Here is a 13,233-nt window from a genome sequence, read left to right as displayed (position 1 = left end):
ATGCTATTTTTACTATGTAAGGAAAACTTCACATGCAGTTACATGGTCGGTTAAAAACAATAAGCGGTACTATTCAGGGCTTATTATTTTTCTTTGGACTTATATGTCAAAGCTTATCTGCGAATGAACTCGTATCACCACGAGTTGATGCAATTGTTGATAAAAACAATGAACACGCTTTTGCCACCATTGCACAAGCTATTGAGCAAGCACCTAATAATTTATCTCAGCCCTATATTATTAAAATAGCCCCAGGTGACTATTATGAAAAACTCGTTATTAACAAACCTTTTATTACGTTATCAGGTGCAGGGGCTGATACTACTCGATTATATTTTGATGATTATTCAGGCAAAGTAACAGAAAATGGTGGTAATCTAGGAACATCAAATTCAGCCACGTTAACTATTAAATCGCCTAATTTTAGTGTTGAAAACTTGCATATTGAAAATAGCTTTGATTTTCCATATTACGATGCAATGAGTAAAGATGATCCGAAACGCGTATCAGGTTTACAAGCCGTGGCCGTATTGACCGACTATGGTAGTGATAAAGCATTGTTTAATCATGTAAAAATTAGTGGATATCAAGATACTCTTTACACGAAAGCAGGGAAATCTTTATTTCTCAATAATACTATAAGTGGTCATGTTGACTTTATTTTTGGGGGCGGAGCCGCCGTTTTTTATAAGTCGAACATAGTGACCCGCAATAGAACTAACAAACAGTTACCCATAGGTTTTATTACTGCACCAAGTACTAATATTGAGCAAGCATTTGGTCTGGTTTTTATTGATTGTGCACTTAGCGCAGAGGAAGGAGTGCAAGACAATAGTATGGGGTTAGGAAGACCTTGGCATCCAACTACTACTTTCCCTGATGGAAGGTATGCAGATCCTAATGCAATAGGACAAACAGTATTTATAGATACTTGGATGGGAGCGCATATTCAACAACAAGCGTGGCACCCAATGGGGGGGACGGCTAGAACCGGCGGTAAAAAGGTGTTTCGAGCAGAGGATGCTCGTTTTTTTGAGTACAATTCTTCCGGTCCGGGGGCATTTATAACAACGAATAGAAGACAGTTAAATGAGAGTAAAGCAGCATCTTTTAATTGGGAAAAGATCTTGGGTGAATGGTATCAATCTCCCCTTATTCAACAAGCAATACAGCAGGTATCGACGCGTGAGGTGGTCAATTCACTCAGTGGTGAAATGGCTGAGTACACCATTGAAAGTGAGTATCGAAAAAACAAGAAACAGTTTCCTTTTATTAGTCCGATCAACAAACCGGAAAATATCGAGCAAACAGCACAGTCCATCAGCGAACATTACAACTTAGCTTACAAAACGGTGGATGGCTCAACGCTGCACCTTGACTTATTTTATCCTAATAAAGCAGTGCAGGCGAAACCGTTGGTCGTAATGATCCATGGCGGCGGATGGAGGACTGGTAACAAGTCTCATCAAACGCCAACGGCACGCGGGTTAGCTGGCCAAGGTTTTGTGGCGGTAAGTGTCGAATATAGAACCTCTAAAACGGCGCTCTATCCAGCTGCAATGGCAGATATCAACGATGCGATTAAGTGGCTAAAACAACATCATAAATTATATATGATAGATACCAAAAAAATCGCGGTGTTAGGGGCGTCTTCTGGTGCTCATATGGCCACGTTATTCGGGGCCATGAGTACCAATCACGATACAAAATCGCCTTACGAAGCAGTGCAAGCAATCGTGAACATTGACGGCGTGGCTGATTTAACCTCAACAGCGGCGAGGATGTTTGAAGATAAACCTGGAAAGATTTCTTATGCAGCGCTTTGGTTAGGTGGGCGTTATGCACAAGAGCCAAAACGTTGGCATGCGGTTTCGCCGGTAGAATATTTAAGTAAACATACTCCAGCAACGTTATTTATTAACTCTTCCCATGACCGTTTTCATGTTGGCAGAGATGCTTTTGTAGCGCAGCTAATTAAAAACAACGTCCATCAACAAGTGTATACCATACCCGATACACCGCACACCTTTTGGCTATTTCACCCTTGGGTAGACGAAATGCGCAGCGTACTTGCGTCGTTTCTCAATAAGGTTTTGGTAGAGGAAAACCCTAGCTAACGCCTCTATTGAGGCATTTAGTAATAGAGAAGTTTTTGACAGAGTTGTTGAAATATATACTTAAGAGTGAGCCGTTAAAGCAAATACAGTAAGATGTAACTTAAGTGAAGCTTGTTTAATACAGACAATAAAACTGGCAATATTTCATCGGCTAAGGTTGAAAAAACGTAGTATTCTTCATCCAAATAAAAGCCGTGCTTGATTTAACAAGCACGGCTTTTATTTTTTGACCGTTGACTGATATTAGTGAAGAATACGTGCTCTGATCGTGCCTTCTACTGCACTTAGTTCTTTTAGTGCTATTTCAGAGTGGTCGGTATCTACGTCTATTACTACGTAACCAATCGCTTCGTCTGTTTGCAAGTATTGCGCGGCGATGTTGATGCCGTGCTGGGCAAACGCTTGGTTAATTTGGGTTAACACACCTGGGCGGTTGTGGTGTACGTGTAATAAACGGCTACGGTTAGCAAGCTCTGGCAGTGATACTTCAGGGAAATTAACAGCAGTAATAGTTGAGCCGTTATCTGAGTATTTTGCTAGTTTACCCGCTACTTCAATACCAATGTTTTCTTGCGCTTCTTGAGTTGAACCACCAATGTGTGGTGTTAAAATTACGTTGTCGAATTCGCGTAGTGGCGATACAAATTCTTCATCGTTTGATTTTGGCTCAACTGGGAATACGTCGATGGCAGCGCCGCTGATTTTTTTATCACGAAGTGCTTCTGCTAGGGCGTCAATATCAACTACAGTGCCGCGTGAGGCGTTGATCAAAATTGAACCTTGCTTCATCACTGAAATTTCCGCGCTACCAATCAGGTTTTTAGTTTGCGGTGTTTCAGGTACGTGTAAGCTAATAACATCAGCGCGTTGCAGTAGCTGCGTTAGGTTATGTACTTGTGTGGCATTACCTAGGGTTAGCTTGTCTTCAATATCGTAAAACTCAACGTTCATACCGATATTTTCAGCCATGATACCTAGCTGCGTACCAATGTGGCCATAACCAATAATACCTAGAGTTTTACCACGGGCTTCAAATGAGCCATTGGCGGTTTTTAACCAGCCGCCACGGTGAGCAATGGCATTACGCTCTGGAATACCACGGAACAATAGTAAAATTTCACCAAGTACTAACTCAGCAACAGAGCGGGTATTAGAAAACGGTGCGTTGAATACTGCAATACCGCGCTTGCGTGCGGCACTTAAATCAACTTGGTTAGTGCCGATACAAAAACAACCAACGGCAACCAGTTTTTCTGCCGCTTCAAGTACAGCTTCAGAAATATGAGTACGAGAACGAAGGCCTACAAAATGCACATCTTTAATGCGCTCAATTAGTTCGTCCTCAGGCAATGAGGTTTTTACATAATCGATATTGCTGTAGCCGTTACGTTTTAGCGTTTCTACAGCGCTTTGATGTACACCTTCAAGCAAAAGAATTTTAATTTTGTCTTTTGCTAACGATACCTTACTCATATCCTCATCCTATTTATCTAATTTGCGGCCCATTTTTGGTACCGATAATCACTTTATCTGCGCCACGGTGGGCAAATAAGCCGTTGGTTACTACGCCAACAATTTGGTTAATTGTCAGCTCTAAATCTTTTGCTTGGCTGATCGACAAGTTATGTACGTCTAAAATAACGTTACCATTATCTGTTACCACGCCATGGCGATAAACTGGATCGCCGCCTAGTTTAAGCAATTCACGAGCAACATAACTGCGTGCCATTGGAATAACTTCTACCGGCAGTGGAAATTCACCCAAGGTGTCCACTATTTTTGTTTCATCAACAATACATACAAATTGTTTTGCTACAGCTGCGACTATTTTTTCGCGGGTTAGTGCTGCGCCACCGCCTTTGATCATTTCGTTCAGCGCATTTATTTCATCTGCGCCATCAACGTACACGTCAAGGGCATCAACATCATTGAGTTCAAATACTTCAAGACCGAGTGCTTTTAGTTTTTCGGTTGAAGCGTCAGAACTTGATACCACACCGCGTATGGTGTCTTTTACTGAGCCTAATGCATCAATAAAATGGTTTACAGTTGAGCCTGTGCCAACACCCACAATGGTGTCTTTTTTTACAAATTCGAGTGCAGCCCAAGCAGCTGCTTTTTTTAATTCATCTTGTGTCATGATTATGTGCTCAATAGGTGAGAGGGATTGCCATTAGTATATAAATAAATTGCTTACCAATGGTAGATTTTCTGTGGTGTGATTATGTAATTTAATGGTACATCCCACGATTCAACCGGTAAACTTGGAACATGTTGGCATTGATGTGCAAGGCCAATCAGTTGTGGTTTATGCCAGTTTTCTTTTTCGTAGCGCGCCAAAGTTTTATCATAAAAGCCACCCCCCATCCCTAACCGGTTACCGTTATCATCAAATGCAACTAATGGCATTAGCAGATAATCAAGCTCAGCAAGTGGGCATATCTGACTACAATTTAACTTAGGCTCCAAGATACCATAGCGATTTGCCCTCATGGGTGAATTTTCTTCATAGCGCTGAAAGTATAAAGTAGTGCCGTTAAATGGGTGAATAACGGGTAGGTAAAGGGTGTGGTTTTTAGTCCAAAGGTCTTTTATTAACAATGAGGTATCTAGCTCTGCGTCATTGCTAAAATAAATGCCAATATGGGCGTTTTTAATAGTTTTTTGCTGTTTTAAGTGTTGAGTAAAATTCACTTTAAGCGATTCTGCGGCAATTTCTTGCTCAAATTTTGACAGTGAATTACGTGCTTTACGGATTTTTTGGCGGATCAGTGCTCTTTTTTCGCTCATATTTATTTTTGCTTTATCTGTTAATTATCCATAAAACTGAATAAATCAGGGAATGCAAACGACAATCCCAGTACTACAAGCAAGACAACAACCATAGCTATAAGTGAATACAGCAGCATGTTACTGCGTTTTTTGATCGGCGTTGTCAGCTCTTCATCTAGCAATAGGTCGTCAGTTTGCCACTCGTCGCCTTCATCAGGATCTGGTTGTTGGGTGGTGGCTGGTAAGCGTTGCTCTAGATCGTCGAGCTTTTCTTCGATGCGAATTAAACTACTGGTGATGTAATCAAGGGCGTTAAAAATACGCTCATCTCGCTGGCTGGTTGCATCGCTGCTACTTACCGCTGGTGCATTGTTTATTGGTTGCAGTTTACTTTTGATGCCTACGCTGGCAAGTAGCTTTGCTTGCTTGAGCGCTTTTTCTTTTTCACAAGGGGCAAATAGGGGGTTGTTTTCAAAAAATGCAGCTACTTTACTTTCAGGGGCTTTGAGCTTTACAGCCAGTTGTTTAATCGCATTCGATCGCTCAATATCTTGAGCTAGACCTGCATACATAACACGGAAGTTTTCAGTCATCTGTGTTTTCCAAAAACGTAAAATCAATAGTTTGAGTATATCCGAATTATCGATAAACAAAAGCCCGTAAAAACGGGCTTTTTTAATCCTGTGGTTTTAAGCGCTGTTTAATACTTCGCAGCTTCACCTTCTTTTGGTAGTGACTGTAAAATAAAATCACGTAAATCGTTATTTGATGTTTCTAAATCTGCATGGCGTAAATACATCATGTGGCCACTGCGGTAGCCTTTAAAGCTTAGGCGATCACGCATTTTACTACTTGGATCTAGTTGCCATAAAGTGTATTTAGCATCAAAGTAGTTAGTGGCACCATCATAGTAGCCTGATTGGATCATCACATTGAGGTATGGGTTTTGCGCCATTGCTAAACGCAGATTTTCACCGGTATTATTATTGCTGCGATCCCACGGGTGTACATTACCAAACAGGTTATATTTTACGTCAGTTTTATAGTTAAGCTCTTCACGCAAGTAGTGATTAATGGCTGGTGTAAATGAATGCAACCATGATGTTAGCTCAGCCCAGTAGTCTGGAGATTCGCCAGCGTCACGCTTGTCCATGCCTAAATAGCGCGAATCTAAACGGCCTAACGTTTGACCGCGCTCACGTAGTAGTTCTTTCCAAAAGAAGTTGGTAGGAATATCAAGGTTGTTTTGCGCAACAAACTTTTCAGATACACCGGCATACAGTGCCATTTGTTTAATGATAGCGCGTTTTTCTTGATCATTAATAAAGCCACCTTTAGCAAGTGCAGGAATTAGCTTGTTAACGGTAAAGTCTTCAACTTCTGGCAGTAATTCATCTAAATCTTTAGCTTGCAATGCTGGGCTTAAAGCTTTGTGATACCAAGCCGTTGCAGCAAAGTAAGGTAGACGGTTAGCCGCTTTTATTGGACCGTCGCGTTTAATACCAATGTCTGTTGGTGAAACCAGCACAACACCATTGATATACATCCATTGACTGTTTTGTAATTCATGGGCAAGCCCTGATACGCGGGTTGTGCCGTAGCTCTCACCAATTAAAAATTTAGGTGAGCGCCAGCGCTCAGTGCGATTTACAAAGGTGTTTAACCATTCTGCTAGGTATTTAATGTCGGCATTGACACCAAAAAACATGCTTTTTTGCGCTTCTTTACTTGGTAATTCACCCTTATCGTTTTCAAGAATACGCGAGTAGCCAGTGTTTACTGGGTTAACGTAAACAATATCAGCAACATCAAGCACTGAGTATGGGTTGTCTTTCACACCATACGGTTGAATAGGGTAGCCTTCGTCATCAATTTTTAATACCCGTGGTCCAGTATAGGCTAAGTGCATCCATACAGATGCAGAGCCAGGTCCGCCATTAAACGAAATTAACAATGGGCGTTTAGTGCGATCGTCAACTTTATCGCGTTCATAATAAGTGTATTGCAATGTTGCAACGGCATCGCCTTTGTCATCCCATACCGGTTGTGTGCCTGTGGTTGCGGTATATGAAAAACGCTCGCCATTGATGCGCGCTTTATGTTCGGTGACAACTTTACTATCGACATCGATACGACGTTGATTTTCTGCATAACTGGCTGTGCTTACACTCAAAGTAAGTATGGCCACAGAGACACTAATGATACTGATAAGCTTCATGGTGGATCCTTTAAACAATAGTTAACCTATTAAAGATAATTTTTTTGTAAATAACAAAGGGAATGAGACTAGACGACGATATTAATCGGTGAGCATTAGACATAAATATTATCAGTAACGTAAATACTCTATTTTATGCGTATATATTCAGCAATATATTTTGCTCAAGCTGATAATAAAGTATATTACTGCTTATTATGACTTTTAGTTTTTACTCGTAAAAAGTTTACCCTCGCAATGTCCACCTGAAGTGTAGAGAAGATATATGCAAAGAGTTTTAGTTGTTGAAGATAGTAAAGTGGTCCAGCAGGTTTTGCGGCACTTATCAGCTCATTATCTTGATGTTGCTGTCGATTTTGCTTGGTCACTTGCCGAGACCAAAGAGTTCATTGCAAAACATCAGTATACGCTTGCTTTGGTCGATTTAACCCTGCCTGATGCGATGAATGGCGAAGTTGTTAAATATACTTTAGACCAAATGATCCCTACCGTAGTACTAACATCTACCATTGATGAATATAAACGCCAGCAAATATTAGAGCTTGGGGTAGTCGATTATGTAATAAAAGATAATCGTGATTCTTATCATTATGCGGTTAAATTAGTCGCTCAGCTATTACGTAACCAAGGTTGCAAAGCCTTAATTGCTGATGATTCTCGTTTAAGCCGTTCATTAATGAAACAAATGCTCGAAAAACAGCTATTTGATGTACAAGATGCGCATGATGGTGAGCAAGCTTTAAAAATACTGAAAAATGATCCAGAGATTAAATTATTACTAACTGATTATGCGATGCCGACAATGGATGGTTTTGAGCTTGTTAAAGCGGTGCGAAATTTTCGTGGTCGTGATGATTTAGCGATTATTGGCTTATCAGGTGCGGGTAAGCATGGTTTATCAGCACGGTTTATTAAATTCGGCGCGAATGATTTTTTAACCAAACCCTTTATGAATGAAGAGTTTCATTGTCGTGTATTACAGACTATGGAGCAGCTGTCACTGATCGCAGATATTAAAGAAAGTGCCTTTCGCGATGATTTAACCAACCTTTATAATCGCCGTTATTTTTATCAATTTGCTGAAAAACGGCTAAAAGAAACCTCGCGTAACAATAGTTTAGCATTACTTGATATTGATTTTTTCAAAGCAATCAATGATAAATTTGGCCATGAAGCTGGAGATCAGGCATTAAAGCAAGTGGCGTCTTTATTACGTAGTTCGTTTAAAGATTTTACCGTTGCACGCGTGGGGGGGGAAGAGTTTGCCATTGTATTAACTGATGTAGATTTAGATCAAGCTTACCAGTTACTTGAAGCGTTTAGAGTGCGGTTGTCTGAGTATGATTTTGTGATCAATGGTGATGCATTTACAATTACGGTGAGTATTGGTTTAACAAAATTTCAAAATGTTACGTTAACAAGTGCCATGCGCTTAGCTGATAAAGCTTTGTATCAAGCTAAAGAACAAAGTAGAGACTGTGTCGTCAGACAAAACTAGATTGCTGCACCAGTACAGTTAAGATGTTAAAAAAATGCACCTATATGGTGCATTTTTTATGCGGGTAATTTGTTTTTATTATGTAATTTGTTGTTTTTAAAACGTTAAAAATAGTGGCACAAAGGTTGGATTGTCTTAGCAAACAGGATAACAATAAGCGTCCGAAGGGGGCCACTATGAAAATGATTAGTGCAATAATAAAGCCATTCAAATTAGATGATGTGCGAGAAGCGCTAGCTGATTTAGGCATTGAGGGGATGACGGTTGTTGACGTCAAAGGTTTTGGTCGTCAACGCGGTCATACAGAGTTGTACCGTGGAGCTGAATATCAAGTTGATTTTATTCCTAAAATTAAACTGGAAATTGCTACTCGTACCGAAAATTGTCAACGGGTCGTTGAGACCATTACCAAAATTGCAGCAACAGGCAAAATTGGCGACGGCAAAATTTTCGTTTACGACTTAGATCAAATTGTCCGTATCCGTACGGGTGAATTAGATGAAGAAGCAATTTAAGGGGGCTTTATGGAAAACACGATCGTAGAACTCAAGTTTTCGTTAGATACATTTTATTTTTTAATGTCGGGTATTTTAGTGATGTGGATGGCAGCAGGTTTTGCCATGCTAGAAGCGGGCTTAGTGCGTTCAAAAAATACCACTGAAATTTTAACTAAGAACGTGGCGCTCTATGCCATCGCATGTACCATGTTCTTACTTGTTGGCTACAACATTATGTATGTAGACAATGCTGAAGGTGGCTTTATTCCATCTCTAGGTGGGCTTATTGGCACTCAAGCCGCTGATGCTAATCATTCTTTAGAATCTGACTTTTTCTTTCAAGTCGTATTTGTTGCAACCGCTATGTCGATTGTATCGGGTGCGGTTGCTGAACGCATGAAGTTGTGGGCTTTTCTAGCCTTTGCGGTAGTGTTAACTGGTTTTATCTACCCAGTTGAAGGTTACTGGACATGGGGTGGCGGTTTCTTATCTGAAATGGGTTTTGTTGATTTTGCAGGCTCAGCCATTGTTCACGGCACAGGTGCTGCTGCAGCACTTGCCGGTGTATTAATGCTCGGCGCTCGCAAAGGTAAATATGGTAAAAATGGTGAAATTTATCCAATTCCAGGCTCTAACTTACCATTGGCTACATTAGGTACATTTATTTTATGGATGGGTTGGTTTGGCTTTAATGGTGGTTCACAACTACTTATCTCTGATGCTGAAAACGCGACTGCAGTTGGTAAAATATTATTAAATACTAACGCTGCTGCGGCAACCGGTGCCATTGCTTCACTGTTTGTTTGTAAAGTGTTATGGGGTAAAGCAGATTTAACTATGGTACTTAATGGTGCGCTTGCTGGCTTGGTTGTTATCACCGCAGATCCATTATCACCGTCGCCTTTACTTGCTTGTTTACTGGGTATTTTAGGTGGTTCATTAGTGGTGTTCAGCATTGTAGCACTAGACAAAGTTAAAATTGATGACCCTGTAGGTGCTATCTCAGTGCACGGTGTGTGCGGTATCTTGGGTATTATCTTAGTGCCAGTATCAAATACTGATGCAACCCTAGTTAACCAGTTAATTGGCTTAGTATGTATCTTAGGTTTTGTATTTATTGCTTCACTTATTGTGTGGACAATACTGAAGAAAACCATGGGGATCCGGGTAACAGAGGAAGAAGAATTAAACGGTATGGATCAACACGATTGTGGCATTGATGCTTACCCTGAGTTTGTTTCGGTACGCAGTAACTAAGTAAAAGTAAAAAGTTTTAAAATCATTGTGTGTTCAAAGCAAAGCCCTAATTTAGATTAGGGCTTTTTTTGTATATACGCAGAGGCTAAATTTTTTTAATTAAAGTTTATTAAAACAGCAAAAATCACAATAAGTAACTATGCTTAAAATCACTCCAACTACAAATAAGGTTAAGCATGGATAACAAACTATTACTGATTATTTTGTCTATATTTTTACCACCTGTTGCTGTGTTTTTGAAAGCGGGTGTGGGTAAAGATTTGATTATTAATATTGTCTTGTGCTTTATATTTTTTATACCGGCAATGATCCACTCATTGTGGTTGTGTACACGCTAAAATGAAGCCACCGCAACTGAGGTTAAAAAATTTAATGCCCAAAGTTCGGGGCAAGTAGTTTCAGTCAAGGTTAATTTTGCAGGTGTTAGGCTATATGCTAAGCTCGCACCTGTAAATTAAACTCTGGAAATAAATAGCAACGTCAATGGCTGATAAAAAAGACTCCCGCTCCACTAAAACTCCATCAAAACGCCCGGCAAAGAAAGCACCAAGCACAGCGTCTAAGTCGGTGAAAAAAACTTCGACTAAAAATACGTCTGCAGCGAATATAAAAAAACGTGGAATTGGTCGCAAAGTCTGGTCTATTTTTTGGAAACTAAGCTTAGCTGGCATTGTTGCGATGGGCTTATATTTAATTTATCTGGACGCCAAAATTACGCGTCAATTTGAAGGCAATAAATGGCAATTACCAGCACAAGTTTATGCACGAGCAATGGGTTTTTACCCTGGACAATTCTTATCTAGTCAAGAAGTTGTGTGGGAACTGGATAGGCTAAACTATTCATCAGTCAATCAGTTAAGTCGTACCGGTCAGTATGTAAAGGCGGGCGATAGTATTAAAATCTTCCGTCGTGAATTTGAATTTTATGATGGCTTAGAGCAAGCACAGGTTATTGAGTTACGCTTTGCAGGACAAAAACTCGCGAGTATTAAAGATAAGTTTGGCAGGCGTTTAAACAATGCTCGATTAGAGCCAGTACAAATTGCGCGCATAGGCAATGATTCAAAACAAGATCGAGAGTTTGTGCCGTTGGATAAATTCCCGCCGATGCTTACAGATACATTATTAGTGGTTGAAGATCAGAACTTTTATCAGCACCACGGTGTATCCGTGTTTTCGATTATGCGGGCTTTATACAGCAATATTAAAGCAGGGCGTACAGTTCAAGGCGGTAGTACGTTAACCCAGCAGCTGGCAAAAAATATTTATTTAACCCGTGATCGTACGCTGGTCCGTAAATTTAACGAAGCGTTGATCGCGTTAATTTTAGATTATCGCTATTCAAAAGATCAAATTTTAGAAGCTTATCTAAACGAAGTATACCTTGGTCAATCGTATAACCAAGGTGTGCATGGCATGGGCTTAGCTTCTGAGTTTTACTTCTCTAAGCCTGTTGATGAGCTTGAATTCGATCAAATTGCACTACTCGTTGCGATGGTGAAAGGCCCTTCATATTATAATCCACGCCGTTATCCTGAACGCACTATGGAACGTCGTGATTTAGTGCTACGTTTGATGGTTGATAATAAATTAATTGATACCCGCGAATACCGTGCTGCATTAAAGCGGCCAATTGATATTGCACCTATGAAAGACAGCTTGCCTAAATCGTATCCTGGTTATTTAGAGCTGGTGGATCGTGAGCTGAAAAAATTACTACCGGACCAAGAAGTACTCGATGCGGGCGTGCGTGTATTTACTTATTTTGATCTCCAAAAACAAGCGGCAATGGAAGAGGCAATTGAAAAAAGCCTACCTTACCTTGAAAAACGCGCCACGACAGAGCAGCTTGAAGCGGCGATGATCTCAGTGAATGTAGAGAAAGGCGGTATATCTGCTTTAGTTGCGGGACGCGATCCGCGCTTTTTAGGTTTTAACCGCGTACTTGATACTAAGCGCAACATAGGCTCGTTAGTTAAACCGGCTGTGTATTTAACAGCTTTGGGTTTACCGCACTATAACTTAGCTACTTTGTTAGATGACTCGCCAGTACAAGTGACTAATGAGCAAGGCAAAGTATGGCAACCAGAGAATTTTGATCATCAATATCGCGGTATGCTGCCACTATATAAAGCGTTTAGTCAAAGTATCAATATTCCTGCGGTCAACTTGGGACTTGATGTCGGGGTTGATAAAGTAGCGAACACACTCAATAAACTCGGCGCTAAAGAGCAAATATCACATTATCCATCATTACTGCTTGGTGCCGTTGAAATGTCGAGCTTTGAAGTTGCACAGCTTTATACCACGTTGGCGGCTGATGGCGAATACCGTCAATTAACATCTATTTCGGCATTAACCGACTCTGTTGGGCGTGTGCTTTATCAGCACCAAGTTAGTTCTGAACCGCGTTTTGATAAAGCCGCTGTTTATATGACTAAATACGCGATGAAGCGAGTCACCAAAGATGGCACTGCTAAACGTTTAAATGCCCATTTCCCATCAATTCAGCTGGCTGGTAAAACGGGCACCAGTAATGATCTACGTGATAGTTGGTATGCAGGGTTTGATCAAAATACAGTAACCGTTGCTTGGCTTGGTCGTGATGATAATAAAAGTACAGGCTTAACGGGTAGTGTTGGTGCATTAGAAACGTATATTCGTTATCTTAAGCCGCTCAACCCTGAGGCAATAGCAGATACTCGTCCGCCTTCAATTCGCTGGGCTTTTATTAATGAATTAACGGGTAAGCAAGCGCCACCGGGCTGCGGTAAAGTAATTCAACTGCCACTTAGAGCCAGTGAATTTGAGCCAAGGCCTAGCTGTCAGTAAAGTAATTACTGGAGCAGGTATTTATTTTAGACATAAAAAAAG

At 40.6% G+C, this 13,233-nt stretch carries 11 protein-coding genes; 6 read left to right on the top strand and 5 right to left on the bottom strand.

Annotation, left to right across the window (positions count from 1 at the left end; all coding sequences use genetic code 11):
• Positions 1–32: 32 nt before the first annotated feature.
• Entirely contained in the window at positions 33–2,117 is a 2,085-nt protein-coding gene (locus FW757_RS07215) for a pectinesterase family protein (protein ID WP_446441050.1), read from the top strand.
• A 243-nt stretch (positions 2,118–2,360) separates the two neighbouring features.
• On the opposite strand, the gene serA is transcribed toward FW757_RS07215, so the two are convergent.
• From serA to FW757_RS07190, 5 genes are all read right to left on the bottom strand, one after another.
• Positions 2,361–3,590: a phosphoglycerate dehydrogenase gene (serA, locus tag FW757_RS07210; RefSeq protein ID WP_145241268.1), complete on the bottom strand. Its 1,230-nt coding sequence runs from the start codon at positions 3,588–3,590 to the stop codon at positions 2,361–2,363.
• Positions 3,591–3,603: 13 nt separating this feature from the next.
• Positions 3,604–4,257, bottom strand: coding sequence for a ribose-5-phosphate isomerase RpiA (gene rpiA, locus FW757_RS07205; RefSeq protein WP_145241270.1), 654 nt, complete (start codon positions 4,255–4,257; stop codon positions 3,604–3,606).
• A 53-nt stretch (positions 4,258–4,310) separates the two neighbouring features.
• The gene (locus FW757_RS07200; RefSeq protein WP_182719125.1) at positions 4,311–4,907 is read right to left on the bottom strand and encodes a 5-formyltetrahydrofolate cyclo-ligase; all 597 of its coding nucleotides are present in this window, start codon (positions 4,905–4,907) and stop codon (positions 4,311–4,313) included.
• Between the two features lie 20 nt (positions 4,908–4,927).
• Positions 4,928–5,482, bottom strand: a complete 555-nt coding sequence (locus tag FW757_RS07195) for a hypothetical protein (protein WP_182740357.1) — start codon at positions 5,480–5,482, stop codon at positions 4,928–4,930.
• A gap of 107 nt (positions 5,483–5,589) precedes the next feature.
• Positions 5,590–7,107 (bottom strand): S10 family peptidase, encoded by a 1,518-nt coding sequence (locus tag FW757_RS07190; protein ID WP_149982056.1) that lies wholly within the window; start codon positions 7,105–7,107, stop codon positions 5,590–5,592.
• A gap of 265 nt (positions 7,108–7,372) precedes the next feature.
• Here FW757_RS07190 and FW757_RS07185 point away from each other — a divergent pair, with 265 nt between their 5' ends.
• The 5 genes from FW757_RS07185 to mrcB all read left to right on the top strand — a co-directional run bounded on the left by FW757_RS07185 (position 7,373) and on the right by mrcB (position 13,191).
• The gene (locus FW757_RS07185) at positions 7,373–8,605 is read left to right on the top strand and encodes a GGDEF domain-containing response regulator (RefSeq protein WP_149982055.1); all 1,233 of its coding nucleotides are present in this window, start codon (positions 7,373–7,375) and stop codon (positions 8,603–8,605) included.
• A 176-nt stretch (positions 8,606–8,781) separates the two neighbouring features.
• Positions 8,782–9,120: a P-II family nitrogen regulator gene (locus FW757_RS07180; protein ID WP_149982054.1), complete on the top strand. Its 339-nt coding sequence runs from the start codon at positions 8,782–8,784 to the stop codon at positions 9,118–9,120.
• Positions 9,121–9,129: 9 nt separating this feature from the next.
• Complete coding sequence (locus tag FW757_RS07175) at positions 9,130–10,359, top strand: ammonium transporter (RefSeq protein WP_149982053.1); 1,230 nt, start codon at positions 9,130–9,132, stop codon at positions 10,357–10,359.
• Positions 10,360–10,535: 176 nt separating this feature from the next.
• Entirely contained in the window at positions 10,536–10,697 is a 162-nt protein-coding gene (locus FW757_RS07170) for a YqaE/Pmp3 family membrane protein (protein WP_145241282.1), read from the top strand.
• Between the two features lie 145 nt (positions 10,698–10,842).
• Positions 10,843–13,191 (top strand): penicillin-binding protein 1B, encoded by a 2,349-nt coding sequence (gene mrcB, locus FW757_RS07165; protein WP_145241284.1) that lies wholly within the window; start codon positions 10,843–10,845, stop codon positions 13,189–13,191.
• Positions 13,192–13,233: the final 42 nt, after the last annotated feature.

The organism is Pseudoalteromonas sp. 1181_04 (assembly GCF_052850545.1).
The sequence above is the reverse complement of the archived record's forward strand: the minus strand, read 5'-3'. Positions and strand labels throughout refer to the sequence as shown.